At 55.0% G+C, this 17,984-nt stretch carries 17 protein-coding genes; all 17 read left to right on the forward strand.

The window, feature by feature from the left end; all coding sequences use genetic code 11:
• Window positions 1–6 precede the first annotated feature (6 nt).
• The 17 genes from rlmN (at window position 7) to dnaG (ending at window position 17,969) form a co-directional block, all read left to right on the forward strand.
• Window positions 7–1,185, forward strand: coding sequence for a dual-specificity RNA methyltransferase RlmN (gene rlmN / locus EV681_RS20245; RefSeq protein WP_130305002.1), 1,179 nt, complete (start codon window positions 7–9; stop codon window positions 1,183–1,185).
• The gene (locus tag EV681_RS20250; protein ID WP_128396308.1) at window positions 1,182–1,706 is read left to right on the forward strand and encodes a helix-turn-helix domain-containing protein; all 525 of its coding nucleotides are present in this window, start codon (window positions 1,182–1,184) and stop codon (window positions 1,704–1,706) included. Before rlmN ends, EV681_RS20250 begins: the two co-directional genes overlap by 4 nt.
• Window positions 1,707–1,779: 73 nt before the next feature.
• On the forward strand, window positions 1,780–3,081 hold the full coding sequence (ispG, locus tag EV681_RS20255) for a flavodoxin-dependent (E)-4-hydroxy-3-methylbut-2-enyl-diphosphate synthase (protein ID WP_423191226.1): 1,302 nt from the start codon (window positions 1,780–1,782) through the stop codon (window positions 3,079–3,081).
• 59 nt (window positions 3,082–3,140) lie between these two features.
• A complete protein-coding gene (gene hisS, locus EV681_RS20260; RefSeq protein WP_242612338.1) occupies window positions 3,141–4,403 on the forward strand; it encodes a histidine--tRNA ligase in 1,263 nt (420 codons plus the stop codon).
• A gap of 74 nt (window positions 4,404–4,477) precedes the next feature.
• Window positions 4,478–5,119: a YfgM family protein gene (locus EV681_RS20265; protein ID WP_130305008.1), complete on the forward strand. Its 642-nt coding sequence runs from the start codon at window positions 4,478–4,480 to the stop codon at window positions 5,117–5,119.
• A 2-nt stretch (window positions 5,120–5,121) separates the two neighbouring features.
• Window positions 5,122–6,279, forward strand: coding sequence for an outer membrane protein assembly factor BamB (gene bamB, locus EV681_RS20270; RefSeq protein WP_130305009.1), 1,158 nt, complete (start codon window positions 5,122–5,124; stop codon window positions 6,277–6,279).
• Complete coding sequence (gene der, locus EV681_RS20275; protein ID WP_128396313.1) at window positions 6,276–7,739, forward strand: ribosome biogenesis GTPase Der; 1,464 nt, start codon at window positions 6,276–6,278, stop codon at window positions 7,737–7,739. The genes bamB and der overlap by 4 nt, the downstream gene beginning before the upstream one ends.
• A gap of 3 nt (window positions 7,740–7,742) precedes the next feature.
• Window positions 7,743–8,816: a histidinol-phosphate transaminase gene (gene hisC, locus EV681_RS20280; RefSeq protein WP_130305011.1), complete on the forward strand. Its 1,074-nt coding sequence runs from the start codon at window positions 7,743–7,745 to the stop codon at window positions 8,814–8,816.
• 128 nt (window positions 8,817–8,944) lie between these two features.
• Window positions 8,945–9,187: an RNA chaperone Hfq gene (hfq, locus tag EV681_RS20285; protein ID WP_014750888.1), complete on the forward strand. Its 243-nt coding sequence runs from the start codon at window positions 8,945–8,947 to the stop codon at window positions 9,185–9,187.
• A 66-nt stretch (window positions 9,188–9,253) separates the two neighbouring features.
• Complete coding sequence (gene hflX / locus EV681_RS20290) at window positions 9,254–10,342, forward strand: GTPase HflX (RefSeq protein ID WP_130305013.1); 1,089 nt, start codon at window positions 9,254–9,256, stop codon at window positions 10,340–10,342.
• A complete protein-coding gene (gene hflK, locus EV681_RS20295) occupies window positions 10,329–11,654 on the forward strand; it encodes an FtsH protease activity modulator HflK (RefSeq protein ID WP_128396316.1) in 1,326 nt (441 codons plus the stop codon). The genes hflX and hflK overlap by 14 nt, the downstream gene beginning before the upstream one ends.
• A gap of 11 nt (window positions 11,655–11,665) precedes the next feature.
• Entirely contained in the window at window positions 11,666–12,574 is a 909-nt protein-coding gene (gene hflC, locus EV681_RS20300; protein ID WP_130305015.1) for a protease modulator HflC, read from the forward strand.
• A gap of 139 nt (window positions 12,575–12,713) precedes the next feature.
• Complete coding sequence (locus EV681_RS20305) at window positions 12,714–13,877, forward strand: ATP phosphoribosyltransferase regulatory subunit (RefSeq protein WP_130305017.1); 1,164 nt, start codon at window positions 12,714–12,716, stop codon at window positions 13,875–13,877.
• Between the two features lie 59 nt (window positions 13,878–13,936).
• Window positions 13,937–15,241 carry an adenylosuccinate synthase gene (locus tag EV681_RS20310; protein WP_128396319.1) on the forward strand — a complete coding sequence of 435 codons (1,305 nt, stop codon included), beginning with the start codon at window positions 13,937–13,939 and terminating at the stop codon, window positions 15,239–15,241.
• Between the two features lie 13 nt (window positions 15,242–15,254).
• On the forward strand, window positions 15,255–15,797 hold the full coding sequence (locus EV681_RS20315) for a phosphoribosyltransferase (protein ID WP_128396320.1): 543 nt from the start codon (window positions 15,255–15,257) through the stop codon (window positions 15,795–15,797).
• Between the two features lie 69 nt (window positions 15,798–15,866).
• Window positions 15,867–16,079, forward strand: a complete 213-nt coding sequence (rpsU, locus tag EV681_RS20320) for a 30S ribosomal protein S21 (RefSeq protein ID WP_014750883.1) — start codon at window positions 15,867–15,869, stop codon at window positions 16,077–16,079.
• A gap of 9 nt (window positions 16,080–16,088) precedes the next feature.
• A complete protein-coding gene (gene dnaG / locus EV681_RS20325) occupies window positions 16,089–17,969 on the forward strand; it encodes a DNA primase (RefSeq protein ID WP_130305018.1) in 1,881 nt (626 codons plus the stop codon).
• Window positions 17,970–17,984 lie beyond the last annotated feature (15 nt).

Here is a 17,984-nt window from a genome sequence, read left to right on the forward strand (position 1 = left end):
GCTGTTATGACTACTACCGATCAACGCATCAATCTTCTGGGTGTCGAATCCGATTCGCTCGTCAAGCAGGTGGGTGCCTGGGGTAACAAGCCTTTTCGCGCGAAACAGTTGCTGCGCTGGGTACACCAGCGCGGCATCTCCGATTTTGACCAGATGACAGATCTGGCCAAGGGCTTTCGCAGCACGCTGACAGAACGCTGCACGCTGCAAACGCCATCGGTTATTACCCAGAAAGTGTCTACAGACGGTACGCGCAAGTGGCTGTTTGATGTAGGTAATAATAATGCTGTCGAAACCGTATTTATTCCGGAAGATGACAGGGGAACCCTGTGCATTTCCAGTCAGGCCGGCTGTACCGTGGGCTGCCGTTTCTGCTCTACCGGTCACCAGGGGTTCAATCGAAATCTGACCACAGCTGAAATTGTCGGCCAATTATGGAAAGCCCGTCACGACATTATGCAGGACAAGCCTGCCGCACGCCTGGCCGCCGCAGGGCAGGGGGAAGCCCCTGTCTCAGTACAGGACCAGGACCTTCGCGTCATCAGCAATGTCGTCATGATGGGAATGGGCGAGCCGCTCCTTAATTATGATCAGGTTCTGCCTGCATTGCAGCTTATGCTCGACGATAATGCCTATGGGTTATCGCGACGCCGCGTCACGGTGTCCACCTCCGGTGTCGTACCGTTTATGGACCGTCTGGCGCATGACTGCCCGGTTGCGTTGGCTGTATCGCTGCATGCGCCGAACGATGCGTTGCGCGATCAATTGGTGCCGCTCAATCGCAAATACCCACTGGCCGAACTTATTGCCGCCTGTAACCGCTATCTTGAGCATGCGCCGCGTGACTTCATCACCTTTGAATATGTCATGCTCGATGGCGTGAATGATTCAGATGAGCATGCTCGGCAATTGATAGATATCACGCGCCAGGTCAAATGCAAGCTGAATCTGATTCCGTTCAATCCGTTTCCGGAGTCGGGGCTGAAGCGGTCCAGTAATGCACGCATTCGCCAGTTCTCCAGCTTGCTGGTGGATCACGGCGTGATTACCACGGTGCGTAAAACCCGAGGTGAAGATATTGATGCCGCCTGTGGACAGCTCGCGGGCGACGTAAAAGACCGTACCCGCATCAGCGAACGCATGCAGGCCTTCAAATCCATTCCCATTACCGAGATTTCTTCATGACCAACGAAACAGACATTGCCGCTGATATGCCCCGTGAAGAGTCAGCTCCCGTACAGTCGCTGGGCCAGACGCTCGCGACGCTGAGGGCTGCCCGGGGTCTTACGCTGGCTGAAATCTCCAATCGCATCAAGTTTTCCGAGACTCAGTTGCGCGCGCTGGAAAGTCAGAGCTGGGCATCGTTGCCCAGCGGCTTCATGTTGCGTGGCATGGTCAAGAAATATGCGCAGGTATTGGAAGCGGACGAACAGCCATTGCTGCAATTGCTGAGTCAGCAACCCGGCATCGAAGGCGGCCAGCAGGCTGTTGCTGCTTCTGCGGCTCCGACCAATATCAATCTTAAACGCAGCACCGATTATGAAATCCGGGACAGTTACTCTCGGTCCGGGCGCTCCAGTGGTACAGGCTTGTGGCTGTTTGTTATCCTGCTTGTGCTGGTGGTTATTGCTGTCTACGGCTTTACCCGCGGCTGGTATACCTTGCAGGATCTCGGTCTCGAAAGCCTGCAGCACTGGTTTGAATAACTGATTCAATGGTGTCGCTGCAGTGCGCTGACCCGACTTCGGCAATACCACTCTGTTTATGACTGACACTACCATGACCATCGTTGAACAATCGCCGTTTCCCATTGGCCAGCTGACCCGCCGTCTGACGCGTGGTGCGCGTGTCGTATGGGGAGACAAGCAGGTCCAGATTGGTGGTGGTGCGCCAGTCGTGGTGCAATCGATGACCAACACCGACACGGCTGATCCGATTGCGACTGCAATACAGGTCAAGGAATTGGCGCAGGCCGGTTCCGAGATGGTGCGCATCACCGTCAATACACCCGAGGCGGCAAAGGAAGTGCCGGCAATTCGCGAGCAACTGGACCGCATGGGTGTCTCGGTCCCGCTGGTGGGCGACTTTCACTACAATGGGCACAAGCTGCTTACCCAGTTTCCAGAGTGCGCGCAGGCGCTGTCCAAATACCGGATCAACCCGGGCAATATGGGCGGTGGAAAAAAGCGCGACGACAATTTCGCGCAAATGATTGAAGTGGCCTGCCGCTACGAGAAGCCGGTACGCATCGGCGTAAACTGGGGCAGCCTGGATCACGAGCTCATGGCGCGCATGATGGACGACAACAGCCGGCGCAGCGTTCCGTGGGACGCATCGGCTGTCATGCGCGAAGCGCTGGTGGTGTCTGCCATCACCAACGCCGCCCGCGCCGAAGAGCTGGGTCTGGCCGACGATGCCATCATTTTGTCCTGTAAGGTGAGCCACGTCCAGGATCTGATTTCGGTATATCGGAATCTTTCGGCCCGTTGTGATTATCCGTTGCATCTGGGCTTGACCGAGGCCGGTATGGGTAGCAAGGGCATTGTGGCTTCTACGGCCGCGTTGTCCGTACTACTTCAGGAAGGAATCGGTGATACGATTCGCATTTCCCTCACGCCTGAACCGGGGGGCGATCGCACCCGCGAGGTGATTGTGGCGCAGGAAATACTGCAGACCATGGGCTTGCGGGCGTTTACGCCCATGGTGGTGGCATGTCCCGGTTGCGGGCGTACCAGCAGTACTTACTTTCAGGAGCTGGCCGATAGCATTCAGTCTTACCTGCGGCGACAGATGCCGGTATGGAAGGCGCAGTACCCTGGCGTAGAATCCATGAACGTTGCAGTCATGGGCTGTGTGGTAAACGGGCCTGGCGAAAGCCGCCATGCCGATATCGGAATCAGTCTGCCGGGCACCGGAGAGGTCCCGTCAGCGCCGGTCTTTATCGATGGGCAGCGCAGCGTTACCCTCAAGGGTGATGCGATTGCCGAAGAATTCCAGGAAATCGTGCGTGATTACGTTCACAAGCGTTATGGCGCACAGGGTTCGGATGTATCCGGACAGAACAGCAATAATTTGAACTGACAAGAGTAACTATTTTGAGTAACACAACCGCCTTCCAGAAGGTCACAGCTTTACGCGGAATGAACGACATCCTGCCAGGCCAGTCGGCCCATTGGGAGCAACTGGAAGCCTTGCTGCGGCAGTGGCTAAGTTTATATGGCTATCAGAACGTACGCACCCCCGTTCTGGAACAGACGCGTCTGTTTGCGCGCGGCATTGGCGAGGTGACCGATATTGTCGAGAAGGAAATGTATACCTTCAGCATGTCGGCCGACCGGCAGGACCTGATGACGATGCGCCCCGAATTTACTGCAGGCGTTGTGCGGGCCGCGATTGAGCACAATATGTTGTATGAGCGTGCGCAGCGCCTGTATACCATGGGGCCGGTGTTCCGGCACGAGCGGCCGCAGAAAGGACGCTACCGGCAGTTTCATCAGATTTCGGTCGAAGCCCTGGGCTTTGCCGGACCCGATATTGATGCCGAGCAGATCATCATGCTGGCGCGCCTGTGGAAGCAACTGGGTATCAACGACATCCGGCTGGAACTCAATTCGCTTGGGCAGCTGGAGGAGCGACGGGCGCATCGTGAAGCGTTGATCGCGCACCTGGAAAAGCACAAAGCGGTTCTGGATGCTGACGGGCAGCGGCGCATGTACAGCAACCCCTTGCGAGTACTAGATACAAAAAATCCGGCGATGCAGCAAATGGCCAATGACGCGCCCAAGCTGTTTGATTTTCTGGGCACTGAATCCAGGGCGCACTTTGATGCCCTGTGCCAGCGTCTGGATGATGCCGATATCGCCTATACTCTGAATCCGCGACTGGTGCGCGGGCTCGATTACTATAATCTGACCGTGTTTGAATGGGTGACTGACAGGCTTGGCGCCCAGGGAACCGTATGCGGGGGCGGGCGCTATGATGGCCTGTTTGATCTGCTGGGCGGTAAAACGGCGCCAGCCATCGGCTTTGCCATCGGACTGGAACGATTGCTCGCATTATGGCTGGAGGATGCGAAAGTGCAGACGACGCCCGAATGTGATGTATATTTCGTCCATAGCGATGCGCAATCGGCCCGTGTGGCTGCCAGCATGGCTGAATCGGCCAGAGATCTTGGTGTGCGCTGTATTGTGCATCCTGGCGCGGGTTCATTCAAATCGCAATTTAAACGAGCCGATGCCAGCGGCGCGTGCCTTGCTGTAATCTTAGGGGAAACCGAGATGGCGCAGCATACGGCATCCGTGAAGTTTTTGCGTGCAGATGCCCAGGGCGCGACCGCGGCGCAATTTAGCGTGGCGCAAAGCGAGCTGGCAAGTGCATTGCTGGATAAGCTCCAGGCTCAGTAAATAATTAACAATCAACAGCAGGCAGTCTCGTTACGTGATCGGCTTGAAAAATCAGTAAAGGATAGTTGAATAATATGGCTTTTGACCTCGAAGAACAGGAAAGGATCGACTCGCTAAAGGGGTGGTGGGATCGTTTCGGCAACACAATTCTGACCGCCATCATCGTGGTCATGCTCGGCATACTGGCCTGGTACGGATGGAACTGGTATCAGTCCTCGCAGGTAAAGCAGGCGCTTGGCTACTATGAAATCGTCCAAACCTCGGCCGTGTCTTCTGACGCAGATAGCCAGGCCAGGCTGGACCAGGCTGCGGCTGAACTCAAGAAGAGTTATGGCGATACCGCCTACGCTGCCCGTGGCGCTTTGCTGGCGGCCGATTTTTATATTCGCGGCGGCCATTATGAGCAGGCGCAGCAGGAATTGACCTGGCTGGCCGAACGCGGCAGCGATTTCCCTGAGTTGTTGCCTGTAGCAAAGCTGCGTCTGGCCAGTGTCTACGCTGATCAGAAAAAATTCGACGAGGCGCTGGCCCAATTGAATAATCCTCCCGAGGCGTTCAAGGCGCTTTACGATGATCGTAAAGGTGATGTCCTGATCGCCCAGGGCAAGAAGCAGGAGGCGGTTGTAGCGTGGAAAGCGGCGCTTTCAGGTAAGCAGTTGCCAGCAGCATTTGTGAACACCATTCAATTGAAAATCAGTGCTTTAGGTGGAGAATAATCATGATGTTTCAACATACGCCTCGTCGTTTTCTGAAACTTACGGTGCTGGTCGGCGCGCTGGCGCTCGGCGGTTGCAGCCTGTTTGAGACTCCGTCGCAATTTGAGCCGGTTGATCTGACCGAATACACGCAGACCACCGTACCTGCAGCAGCGTGGAGCACATCAATTGGTTCCGGCAGCGGTGTCGGGTTCGCTCCTGCGGTTGCTGGCGATAGTGTCTTTGCTGCAACGCCGGATGGGTCAGTGGCCCGAGTGGCGCTGTCCAATGGCGCAATCCAATGGAAAACATCGGTGGGCGACGCTTTGTCTGCCGGCGTGGGAGCAGATGGCAATATCGCCGTGGTTGCCGCCCCGGATGGCAAGATTACGGCGTTGGATATGGCTGGCAAAACGTTGTGGACTGCTAAAGCCAGCACACGGGTGTCAACGCCGCCAGCAGTAGGGCAAGGCGTTGTGGTAGTGCGGGCCGACGATTATCGTGTACAAGGTTTTGATGCCGGCAGTGGCGAACTGCTGTGGAACTATCAGCGCACCAATGCTGCGCTGGCGCTGCGCGCCGTTTCCCGCATGGTTATCGACAAGGGCAATGTCCTGGTCGCTGTTCCCAGTGGCCGACTGGTTGCGCTGGACCTGAAAACCGGCAGATTGCAGTGGGATATCCTGGCTGGCCCCATTCGCGGCGTGACCGATCTCGATAGCGTGACTGACGTTGTGGGCGCACCGGTGCTGGTCGGCAATGGTCTTTGCGTGGCCACTTACCAGGGCAATGCCGGCTGCTATACACCGGACCGCGGCGACGGACAGGCATTGTGGTCACAACCGTTCTCCAGCGCGACAGGCGTCACACTGAATAATAATTCGCTGTATGCCACCGGCATTCACGGTGAAGTCGTACGCATGGCATTGGGTAACGGTCAGCAGCAATGGATCAATCAGGTTCTGAAAAACCGGGGCCTGACCAACGCCGTGTCCAACGGCAATGTTGTTGCTGTTGGTGATTATGAAGGCTATATACATTATCTGTCTGATGCCGATGGGCATCTGCTTGGCAGATCCGAATTCGGCGGCGATTCTATGTTGTCGCCGCTGACCGCCACCGCCCAGGGTATCCTGGTGCAAACCGGTGCGGGTAATCTTGTTATGCTTGGTGCACGTTGAGTACTGTTTCCTTTAAACCCGTGGTATCGCTGGTTGGCCGGCCCAATGTCGGCAAGTCAACCCTGTTTAACCGCCTGACGCGCTCCCGGGCGGCGCTGGTGGCCGACTATGCCGGTCTCACGCGCGACCGGCACTACGGCGAAGGCCGGGTTGGCGACATTCCGTTTCTGGTCGTGGATACTGGCGGTTTCGAGCCGGTAGCCAAAAGCGGCATCCTCATGCAAATGGCAAGGCAAACCAGCCTGGCCATCTCCGAATCTGATGTTGTTATTTTTCTGGTTGATGCGCGCGCCGGAGTCAATGCCCACGATCATGAGATTGCCCGTCTGTTGCGCAAGACGCGGGCGCATGTCTTTCTGGCCGTGAACAAGGCCGAGGGCATGAACCATGGCGTAGCCACAGCAGACTTTCATGAACTCGGCCTGGGCGAGCCCTATGCGATTTCATCGGCGCATGGCGATGGCGTGGTCGATCTTATCGAGACCGCGCTGGCTAAGGTGCTGGCAAAGAACCAGCCTGCCGGCCAGGCTGAAGCGGAACACGACGAACAGGCCGATGAGGTGGAACTGTCAGATGAGCAGATCGCCCAGGTGCTGGCGAGTGCAGACACGCCAGAGGACGTGGCCGAAGTCGCGCCTGAAGCATTTACTGACCATCGCCTGAAGCTGGCGATTGTGGGGCGCCCCAACGTTGGCAAATCCACGCTCATCAATACACTGCTGGGCGAAGAGCGGGTGATCGCCTTTGATATGCCGGGCACCACGCGCGATGCAATTGAAATTGATTTTGAACGCAATGGTCGTCTGTATACCCTGATCGATACGGCAGGCCTGCGCAAGCGCGGCAAAGTGTTCGAATCTATCGAAAAGTTCTCGGTGATCAAAACGCTGCAGGCGATTGAAGCCAGCAACGTGGTCGTGCTTATGCTTGATGCGCAAAGCGAAATTTCCGAGCAGGATGCGCACATTGCCGGGTTCGTGCTTGAGACCGGCAGGGCGCTGGTGGTTGCCATTAACAAATGGGACGGCCTGGATCGCGATAAGCGCGACTGGATCGAGCGCGAGTTTGAGCGCAAACTGCGGTTCCTGTCATTTGCCAAAATGCATACTATTTCTGCGCTCAAGGGCGCAGGCATTACGCAATTGATGCGTTCGGTGCATGAAGCGCATGCTGCCGCGTTTGCCAAGCTGTCAACACCCAAGCTTACACGCGAATTGCATGCCGCAGTTGAGCAGCAGCAACCGCCGCGCAAGGGAATTTTCCGACCCAAGATGCGTTATGCGCACCAGGGTGGACAGAATCCGCCACTCATTGTCATTCATGGCAATGCGCTGGATGCGATTCCGGAATCCTACCGCCGCTACCTGGAATCCAGAATGCGTACCGTATTCAAGCTAGAGGGTACGCCGCTGCGGATCGAGTTCAAGTCTTCCAAAAATCCATACAAGAAAGCAGAGTAGAAAATGAGTGCGTACTGGAGTGATTTTGTCAAAACACTGGATCCCTATGTGCCGGGCGAGCAACCGAAACAGACTGATCTGATCAAGCTCAATACCAACGAGTCACCCTTTGCGCCGTCACCTGCGGTTCTTGAAGCAATCCGCCATGAAACGGCGGATCAGTTGCGCCTGTATCCGAGTCCCGAAAGCGACCGCCTGCGCACGGCCCTGGGCGAATATTACGATTTGCCGGTAGATCATGTGTTTGCCGGCAACGGTTCAGACGAAGTGCTGGCGCATCTTTTTCTGAGCCTGTTTCGCCATCATGGGAAACAGATTCTGTTTCCCGATATTACTTACAGTTTCTATCCCGTCTATTGCCGGCTTTACGATATTGATTTTCAAAATGTCCCGCTGGCAGAGGATTTCAGTATTCGTATTCAGGATTATCTGGCGTTGCCGGCCGACGCTGTCAGTGCTGTCATTTTCCCCAATCCGAATGCCCCGACCGGTATGGCGCTTAAACGCGCCGAGATCGAACAGTTACTGATCCAGCGTCCGCAGTGGGTCATTGCCATAGACGAGGCATACGTCGATTTTGGTGCAGAGTCATGTGTGCCGCTGATCAAAAAATACAAGAATCTGGTGGTGTTGCAAACGCTCTCAAAGGCTCGCTCGCTGGCTGGCCTGCGGGTCGGCTTTGCGCTGGGCCAGCCCGAACTGCTGGAAGGATTGGTTCGCGTCAAGAATAGTTTTAATTCGTATCCGGTTGATCGCCTTGCTGAGGCCGGCGCCATTGCTGCGTTTGAAGATCAGGCATACTTCGAACACACAACACGGGAGGTTATCGCCACGCGTGATGAACTGACCGAGGCATTGACCAGGCTCGGTTTCGTCGTGTTGCCGTCCAAGGCGAATTTTGTTTTCATATCGCATCCGCGCCATGATGCGGCACAGTTGGTGGTCGCATTGCGGTCACACGCCATTTTGGTGCGTCACTTCCGTCTTCCACGTATCGCTTCATTTCTACGTGTTACGATTGGCACAAAAAAACAATGCGAAACACTCATTAAGTCATTGTCTGAAATAGTTTCTTAATCTAATATAGCAAATTACTGCTTTTTTTCTGATTGATCCTGTATTGTCGTTTGTGGCTGATCAGTAATCAGGTAAATCAGTAAAGTCGTTTTCAGTTGTAAACCCAAATAACATATGGAGCCTAGCCAATGAGCACTAAAGGGCAATCACTACAAGATCCTTTCCTGAACGCGTTACGTAAAGAACATGTTCCCGTTTCCATTTATCTTGTAAATGGAATCAAATTGCAAGGGCAAATCGAATCCTTTGACCAGTACGTCGTCTTGCTACGCAATACGGTAACGCAAATGGTCTACAAGCATGCTATTTCTACAGTTGTTCCCGCAAGGGCCGTCAGTTTCCAAATTGACGCACCAGCTGAACAGGAATAACAACCTCAGGTTTTCGCAAAAGCCCGCCAAGCTGTCTTGTGCGGGCCTTTTGTTTTTCAGGACGCTATGCGCGTATTAATTATTAGTGTAGATTCAGGCGATCTGGATCATCCGGCACATGCCGAAGAATTTCAAATGCTGGCCGAAGGGGCGGGCGCAGTTATTGCGGGCACCCTTACCGTAAAAAGAGACAAACCCGATGCAGCCTACTATATCGGTAAAGGCAAACTCGAGGATGCGGTGGCCATGGCCGAGGCTGAAGACGTTGAGCTGATTCTGTTTGATCAGCCGCTAAGCCCGGCGCAACAGCGCAATCTGGAGCGCGCTTTTGAGCGACGCGTGGTAGATCGGGTTGCGCTTATCCTGGATATCTTTGCCTTGCGCGCCAAGAGTCACGAGGGCAAGCTGCAGGTTGAACTTGCCCAGTTGCAGCATTTGGTTACGCGTCTTACACGCATGTGGACCCACCTTGAACGTCAACGGGGTGGTATCGGCATGCGCGGGCCTGGTGAATCCCAGCTGGAAATGGATCGCCGCATGATTGGCTCCAAGGTCAAAGTGTTGCGCGAGCGTCTGGCCCGGGTAGAGCGTCAGCGCAAGACGCAGCGCCGCTCGCGGGTCCGCAGCAATACGCTGTCGGTATCGTTGGTCGGCTATACCAACGCGGGTAAAAGCACATTGTTTAATGCCCTCACCAGGGCAGATGCGTATGCGGCCGATCAGCTTTTTGCCACGCTGGATACCACGACCAGAAAAATATGGATCGAAGGTGCCGGCAATGTCGTCATCTCCGATACGGTAGGCTTTATCCGGGATCTGCCCACGACACTGATCGCCGCCTTCAAGGCGACGCTTGAAGAGACGGTGCATGCAGACCTTTTATTGCACGTGGTGGATGCGGCGAGCCCGCAAAGAGACGAGCAGATTGCCGAAGTTGATAAAGTTTTAGAAGAAATTGGGGCCAATGATATCCCTTGTATACTTATTTACAATAAAATAGATCAAGCGGGCTACGAACCGCAAGTGGAAAGAAACGAAAAGGGCGAACCAGCCCGTATATTTGTGAGTGCACTACAACGAACTGGTCTGGATGGGTTGCGCGGGGCAATCGCTGAATTCAGGCCTTCAATAGGAAACGAAGTTGCGATTCTTTAATCTTTTTAATCTTAATGATCCGGGCTGGGGTCGAGGAAGCCAGAATAACAATAATTCCGATGACCCGTCGAAACGTCCTGGCAGGCCAAATGATGGCCCGCCAGATCTCGATCAGGTCTGGAACGATTTCAACAAACGGCTTAAATCCCTTTTCGGCAAAAAGCAGGGCGGTGGCAATAACGGGTTCGACCGCCCTCCGCAGAATAATGGGTTTTCCCCTTCGCCAAAGGCGACACGATTGGGTATCGTGTTCATCATCATTGCCGCGCTGGCGCTATGGCTGGTAAGCGGGTTCTATATCGTCCGTGAAGGTTATGTGGGCGTGGTCACGCAATTTGGTCGCTACCAAAGCACAGTGCTGCCAGGCATGCACTGGCATATGCCAACGCCTATCCAGAGCGTTGAAAAGGTCGATGTTTCAAGTGTACGTAACTTTACATTTGGCTATAAGAACGATCTGAATAACAAGGTGCCGGAAGAATCGCTGATGCTCACTGAAGACGAGAATATCGTCGAGGTGCAGTTTGCGGTGCATTACCGCCTGAAGACTGAACTGACACCGGACGCAGCGACACAGCGCTCGCCTGCTGCCGACTTCCTGTTCTCCATGGTCAATCCAACCGAGGCAGTACGCCAGTCTGGTGAAACCGCGATGCGAGAAATCGTGGGCAAAGAGTCCATGAACAATATTCTGTATGAATCTCGTACTGCGGCAGCCAACAATGTCATGACGCTGATGCAACAGATTCTGAATCGCTATCGTTCAGGCATTGAAGTGACTTCTGTCGCGATCCAGAACGTACAGCCTCCGGAGCAAGTGCAGGCGGCATTTGAAGACGCCATCAAGGCAGGCCAGGATAACGAGCGGCAGAAAAACGAAGGTAATGCTTATGCCAGCAAGGTCATTCCTGAAGCTCGAGGTCGTGCTTCGCGTCTGGTTGAAAGTGCCGAAGGCTATCGTGAAGCAATCGTGACGCAGGCCAAAGGTTTGGCTTCACGTTTTGAAAGCGTGCAGGCCGAGTATGCGAAGGCGCCGGAGGTGACCCGCGAGCGGATCTATATTTCTACTATGCGAGAGGTATTTGAAAATACATCAAAAGTGCTTCTTGATACCAAAGACGGCAACAACATGATGTATCTGCCGATCGACAAGATTCTCGAAGGCCAAACCGGGCAACGGCAGCCGCCGCGCAAGCCCGCCAGTGATTCATCCTCGTCAAGTTCGTCGACCGATACTCCGTCGACCGGCAATCCCACGGCACCACGCAACGATAATCGTTTGAGCCGTGATAACTTTGACCGCAGCAGGTAAGAGGACTCATCATGAATAAAACAATCTTCGGGGCGGTCGTCTTTGTTATCGCCGCATTTCTTTTTTCCTCATCGGTGTATACCGTGAGTGAACGTAATACAGCCCTGGTGTTCAAGCTGGGTCAATGGAAACGTACGGTCTCCGAGCCCGGGCTGCACTTTAAGTGGCCTGCGCCGCTGGAGACCGTGGTCAAGCTCGATAAGCGCATCCAGACAATCGAATCGGGCGACGCAGAACGCATCCAGACTTCTGAAAAGAAGAACCTGATTATCGATTCCTACGTCAAATGGCGCATTATCGATCCGCTGCGTTACTACATTTCTTTCGGCAATCAGCTTGATGCCGCTCAAAACCGGTTGGGTGCGCAAATTCGCGATGCCTTGAACGCTTCTGTCAACACGCGTACCGTTCGTGATGTGATCTCCCAGGAGCGTCACGTGGTCATGGACGAGATCGTGAGAAACGTTGAGCAGCGTGCCAAGCCGCTGGGTATCGAGGTTGTTGATGTCCGGCTCAAGCGCATCGAGTTTTCACCCGAGGTGTCCGAGTCCGTATACGCCAGGATGCAGGCCGAGCGTAAGGAAGAAGCCAACAGCCTGCGCGCCAACGGTGCTGCCGACAAGGAGCGCATTCAGGCTGAAGCCGATCGCCGGGTGCGTATTGAACTGGCCGAGGCTGAAGCCAAGGCCGAAGTGTTGCGCGGGCAAGGCGATGCCGAAGCGGCCGAGATTTATGCGGCAGCCTATGGCAAGGATCCGGCATTCTTCAGCTTCTACAATAGTATGGATGCATATCGCAGCGCCTTTAGCACCCGCAACGATTTGCTGGTTGTTGATCCGGCCTCCGATTTCTTCCGTTATTTCAACCAGTCTGGCATCAGCGGACAGGGCGCAGCGCGTCAGCCGCTACCGGTACAATAATTCGCAAAAGAACCATTTGCGCGACTTACAGCTAATTAAAGAGTACAATATACTGTAAGTTTTAAGTCACTTTTATCAATGCGATTCGGCTGCTTACGCAACCGAATCGCATTTTTGTTTGGTTTCTCCATTTTCGGACATGACGACAAGCAACTGGTTACTCCCTGAACATCTATCCGATATTCTGCCCGCAGAAGCGCGTCGAATCGAAGAGCTGCGTCGTGCGATGCTGGATCTGTATCGAAACTGCGGTTTTGAGCTGGTCGCGCCGCCGCTGGTTGAATATACCGACTCGCTATTCGTCGGCAACAGCCACGACCTTAAGCTGCAAACCAATAAATTGGTGGATCAGCTCTCGGGCCGCACCATGGGCGTGCGCGCCGACATGACTTCGCAGGTAGCGCGTATTGATGCGCACTTGCTCAATCGTGAAGGGGTGGCTCGGCTTTGTTACTGTGGCAGCGTGTTGCATGCGCGTCCTTCGGGCTTGCTGGCAGATCGTGAGTTGCTGCAGATCGGGGCCGAAATTTATGGCTACTCCGGCTACGAAGCAGATTTGCAAATTATCCAGCTGGCGCTCGATAGCCTTGCCCTGGCAGGTATAGAGAATGCCAGCCTGGACCTGAATCATCCGGGTGTATCACGCGCGTTAATCGAAGCGGCGGGCCTGCAGGATCAGGCAGGCGAAGTGCTGTCGCTGCTCAAGGAAAAAGATGTCCCCGGGTTGCGGCAGCTATTTGAAGCCACCTCTGGTGTGCCGGAGGATATTGCCGCTGCGCTGATTCGTCTGCCGTCGCTGTATGGCGATGTCACGGTGCTTGCCGAGGCGGCTTCGGCTTTGCCCGATTTGCCGGGCATCCGAGCCGCATTGCAAGCATTGCGCACTCTGGTTGATGCGCTCGATGTGACTGCGGTCGGGATAGATCTGGCTGACGTCAAGGGCTACGATTATCACTCTGGCGTCAGCTTTGCGATTTTTGGCCGCGGCTGGCCCGATGCCATTGTTCGCGGTGGCCGGTACGACAATGCAGGCTCCTCCTTCGGACGAGCGCGTGCAGCTACCGGGTTCAGCCTGGATTTGCGCAAGGTTTCCGCCGGTCTGGCTCCGGCCGAACCGTCCCGGGCCGTGCGCGCGCCGTGGAGTTCAGAGCCCGAGCTGGGCGAAAAAATTCGCCAGCTTCGGCAGGAAGGCAATGTGGTGGTTCAGTTTTTTCCGGGCACCACGCAAAGTATTGATGAATTTGTTTTCGACCGTGAGCTTGTTTGCGACAACGGTCAATGGGTATTGAAAAGTACCAACTAATCGGGTCCTGTTGATTTGTTCGGCAGGAATAAGATGAACTTTTGTACAAAGTCACTTTTATGAGCAAGAACGTAGTGGTAATTGGCACCCAATGGGGTGACGAAGGCAAGGGAAAGATCGTTGACTGGCTGGCCGAGTCAGCGCAGGGTGTTGTGCGCTTTCAGGGCGGTCACAATGCCGGTCATACTCTCTGGATCAATGGCAAGCGTACCGTCCTGCGGCTCATTCCGTCAGGCATTATGCACCCGCATGCCATTTGCTATATTGGCAATGGCGTGGTGTTGTCGCCCGAAGCGCTACTTAAGGAAATTGAAGAGCTAGAGGCGGCCGGCCTGGATGTGCGCAGTCGCTTGCGCATCTCCGAGGCGTGCCCGCTGATTCTGCCATACCATGTGGCGGTGGATCAGGCCCGTGAAGCCCGCAAGGGTGAAAACAAGATCGGCACGACCGGACGTGGCATCGGCCCCGCCTATGAAGACAAGGTGGCGCGTCGCGCCCTGCGCGTACAGGATCTGTACGACCTTGACGTCTTTGATGAAAAACTCAAGGAAGTGCTGGAGTACCATAACTTCATTCTGACCCAGTACCTGGGCGCCGAAGCGGTTTCGTTTGATGAGGTGAAAAACCAGGCGCTGGCGCTGGCGCCGGTGATCAAGCCAATGGTGGCCGACGTTTCCGCGCTGCTGTACCAGGCGGAGAAAGAAGGGCAGCAATTGCTGTTCGAAGGCGCGCAGGGCGCGCTGCTGGACGTCGATCACGGCACCTATCCCTTTGTCACCAGCAGCAACTGTATTGCCGGTGCGGCATCGGCAGGCGCCGGTGTGGGTCCGCAGCGTCTCAATTATGTATTGGGTATTACCAAGGCTTACACGACCCGTGTCGGCTCCGGTCCGTTCCCGACCGAACTGATGGACGAAGTTGGAGCCCGCATTGCCAAAGTAGGCAATGAATTTGGCGCGGTAACCGGGCGTCCCCGTCGTTGTGGCTGGTTTGATGGCGCCGCGCTCAAGCGTTCGGTCATCATCAACGGCATCAGCGGCCTGTGTGTCACCAAGCTTGATGTACTGGACGGTCTGGAAAGCATTGGCCTGTGCACCGGCTATATGCTGGACGGCAAGAAAATCGATTTGTTGCCATATGGCTACAAAGCGGTGGAAAGGGCCGAGCCTATCCTTGAAACCATGCCCGGCTGGAGCGATTCCACTGTTGGCGTCAAAGAATACGATAAACTGCCGGAAAATGCCCGCCGTTTCCTGACAAGGATTGAAGAAATCTGCGAAGTGCCGGTCGACATTATTTCTACCGGGCCGGACCGCATGGAAACCATTTTGCGTCGCCATCCGTTCCTGGACCAGCCAGACTGAAGGACAACAGAACATGAGTGCGCCAGAAAATTCTGACAAACATTTGTGGATCAGCTGGGATGAATATAACCGGCTGATCGAGCGACTTGCCCTGGTGGTTCATCAATCCGGCTGGAAATTCGACAAGATCCTGTGCCTGGCGCGGGGCGGGGTGCGGGTTGGCGACGTGCTGTCTCGTATTTTCGACGTGCCGCTGGGCATACTTGCCACCAGCAGCTATCGTGAAGCGGCTGGTACCGTGCAGGGCCAGCTGGATATCGCCAAATTCATTACTATCACCCGCGGCACGCTCGATGGCCGGGTACTGCTAGTAGACGATATGGTTGACACCGGGCTGACCTTTGCCCGGGTGCAGGAGCACCTTGTTACGCAATATCCTGCCATTACCGAGCTGCGATCTGCGGTTTTGTGGTGGAAAGGCCACGCCAAGGCAGAACCCGATTATTACATCGAAAAGCTACCCACCAATCCGTGGATCCACCAACCGTTTGAAGATTACGACAGTTTGCGGCCCCATCAGCTGGAGGCTTGGGTAAGAAAAGGTACACAATCCTGAGCTTTTGTGCTAGAATCCTTGATTATCCAAGATTTTTTCTTCCAATTTTAAAGAACACGCCTACAATTCATGCCTAACGTACGCTTAAAAGAGAACGAGCCATTTGAAGCCGCACTTCGCCGCTTCAAACGCACTATCGAAAAAACCGGTCTGCTGACAGAACTGCGCTCACGCGAGTTCTACGAAAAACCAACAGCAGAGCGCAAACGCAAGCACGCTGCTGCGGTTAAACGTCACTACAAACGTATCCGTAGCCAGCAATTGCCTCCACGCATGTATTAATGTGTACAGTTGATTCCTGACAGCTTTGTTCAGGACTTGCTGGCACGGGTCGACGTTGTCGATGTTGTTGGCAAGTACGTTCAACTTAGAAAGGGCGGAGCGAATTTACTCGGCCTTTGCCCCTTTCACAACGAAAAATCGCCTTCCTTTACCGTTAGTCCCACCAAACAGTTTTATCACTGCTTTGGCTGCGGCGCGCATGGTACTGCCATCACATTCCTTATGGAACACACCGGGGCCTCGTTTCCCGAAGCGGTGCGGTCTCTTGCTGCGAATGTGGGTATGGTCGTGCCTGAAGAGCAGCGCAGCCCACAGCAACAGGTGCGTGCGCGCGAACAAAAGGCGGAAGTCAATCGGCACCAGCAGGTACTTGAGAAAGCCCAGGCACGTTATCTGGCGCTGCTCAGGGAAAGCCAGGACGCCATTGCCTACCTCAAGCAGCGGGGCATTACCGGCAAGACCGCCAAGCTCTTCGGGCTGGGCTGGTCTGGTCATGATCGCAGCGGTCTAAAACAGGTTTTTGATAACTACGATGACCCGTTGCTGACCGAAGCTGGCCTGGTCATTGAGTCCGATGATGGCCGGCGCTATGACCGGTTCCGCGAACGGATCATGTTCCCCATCATCAATGCGAAGGGTAATCTGATCGGCTTTGGCGGTCGGGTCATTGGTAAGGGCGAGCCCAAATACCTGAATTCCCCGGAAACCCCAGTGTTCAACAAGGGCCAGGAACTATACGGCCTGTGGGAGAATCGCCAGGGTATCCGGCAAGAAGGTTGCGTGCTGGTTGTGGAAGGTTACATGGATGTGGTGGGTCTGGCGCAGCAGGGCATCGGGTTTGCGGTGGCCACGCTGGGCACGGCAACCACGCCGACCCATATTCAGAAATTGCTGCGCACCAGTGATCGCATCGTTTTCAGCTTTGATGGCGACGGGGCGGGCCGTCGAGCGGCCTGGAAAGCACTGAATGTGTGCTTGCCGTTCCTGCGCGACGATATCTCCTTGCGATTCCTGTTTCTGCCCAATGAGCACGACCCCGATTCCTTTGTGCGCGATCTGGGTCCGGAAGCGTTCCGCAAGGAGCTTGCGCAGTCACGCGTGTTGTCCACATTCCTGCTTGAAGAGCTGGCCTCTCGCCACAATCTGAACGAAGCCGAGGGCAGGGCAGCCTGCCTGCATGAGGCCCGGCCCCTGATCTCGTCCATCCCGGCTTCGGGCATCCGAACGCAGATCGAGAATGACTTTGCCAAGCTGGTCTCATTGACCTCGGCCGAGTTGTTGACCGACCTTGCTCGTTTTGAAGAAGCGGCCCAAAAGCGCCAGGAGTGGCAAAAAGCGCTACCCGACGCGCCCGCCAAAAACCAGGGAGCCACCCAGGATAACTCTCCATTTGGTTCGCCATTTGATGCGGCGCCAGCGTCGTTTGAGCCCAAGCCATCGGCCCGTTTCGGCCGTGCCGGCACCCGTCGGGGTGGCCGTCAGGTGACGCCACTGGCCCGCAGGCTCATCAAGTTGCTGGCCTCCAATCTGGAGTTGGTTCATAAAATAACCGACCAGCAGCTTGAAGTTTTGGGGTTTAGCCCCCAATTTGCTTATGTAAGGGAATTTATTGCATTTGCCCAGACCACTCAGGCAACACACCTTGCGGCGCTCATACAACGCGCCGAACCCGGCTCCGAAATAGCCAATATGCTGACTGGTCTGACAATTGACTCTTTCGACGAGGATGCCTTACCCGACCCCGTCGCAGAGTGGAATGATGCGCTGCGCAAAATTGAATTCGAACGTCTGAACCAGGATAAGGAAAACCTGGTGGCAGGCGGCTTGAAAACAGCAGCGGATCGCGAACGATACAAGGCCATCAATGCCCGTATCAGATTGTTAAAATAAGGGTTTTATAAATTA

The sequence above is a fragment of the Advenella incenata genome (assembly GCF_004217095.1).
Classification (GTDB): Bacteria; Pseudomonadota; Gammaproteobacteria; order Burkholderiales; family Burkholderiaceae_B; genus Advenella; species Advenella incenata.

Bases quoted from the DNA above. Each gene is read 5' to 3' on its own strand.
- hisC (WP_130305011.1), top strand. From the start codon at position 7,743: ATGAGTGCGTACTGGAGTGATTTTGTCAAAACACTGGATCCCTATGTG.
- EV681_RS20265 (WP_130305008.1), top strand. From the start codon at position 4,478: ATGGCTTTTGACCTCGAAGAACAGGAAAGGATCGACTCGCTAAAGGGG.
- EV681_RS20315 (WP_128396320.1), top strand. From the start codon at position 15,255: ATGAGTGCGCCAGAAAATTCTGACAAACATTTGTGGATCAGCTGGGAT.
- rlmN (WP_130305002.1), top strand. From the start codon at position 7: ATGACTACTACCGATCAACGCATCAATCTTCTGGGTGTCGAATCCGAT.
- hflX (WP_130305013.1), top strand. From the start codon at position 9,254: ATGCGCGTATTAATTATTAGTGTAGATTCAGGCGATCTGGATCATCCG.
- EV681_RS20310 (WP_128396319.1), top strand. From the start codon at position 13,937: ATGAGCAAGAACGTAGTGGTAATTGGCACCCAATGGGGTGACGAAGGC.
- EV681_RS20305 (WP_130305017.1), top strand. From the start codon at position 12,714: ATGACGACAAGCAACTGGTTACTCCCTGAACATCTATCCGATATTCTG.
- EV681_RS20250 (WP_128396308.1), top strand. From the start codon at position 1,182: ATGACCAACGAAACAGACATTGCCGCTGATATGCCCCGTGAAGAGTCA.
- hflC (WP_130305015.1), top strand. From the start codon at position 11,666: ATGAATAAAACAATCTTCGGGGCGGTCGTCTTTGTTATCGCCGCATTT.
- ispG (WP_423191226.1), top strand. From the start codon at position 1,780: ATGACCATCGTTGAACAATCGCCGTTTCCCATTGGCCAGCTGACCCGC.
- hfq (WP_014750888.1), top strand. From the start codon at position 8,945: ATGAGCACTAAAGGGCAATCACTACAAGATCCTTTCCTGAACGCGTTA.
- bamB (WP_130305009.1), top strand. From the start codon at position 5,122: ATGATGTTTCAACATACGCCTCGTCGTTTTCTGAAACTTACGGTGCTG.
- hisS (WP_242612338.1), top strand. From the start codon at position 3,141: ATGAACGACATCCTGCCAGGCCAGTCGGCCCATTGGGAGCAACTGGAA.
- rpsU (WP_014750883.1), top strand. From the start codon at position 15,867: ATGCCTAACGTACGCTTAAAAGAGAACGAGCCATTTGAAGCCGCACTT.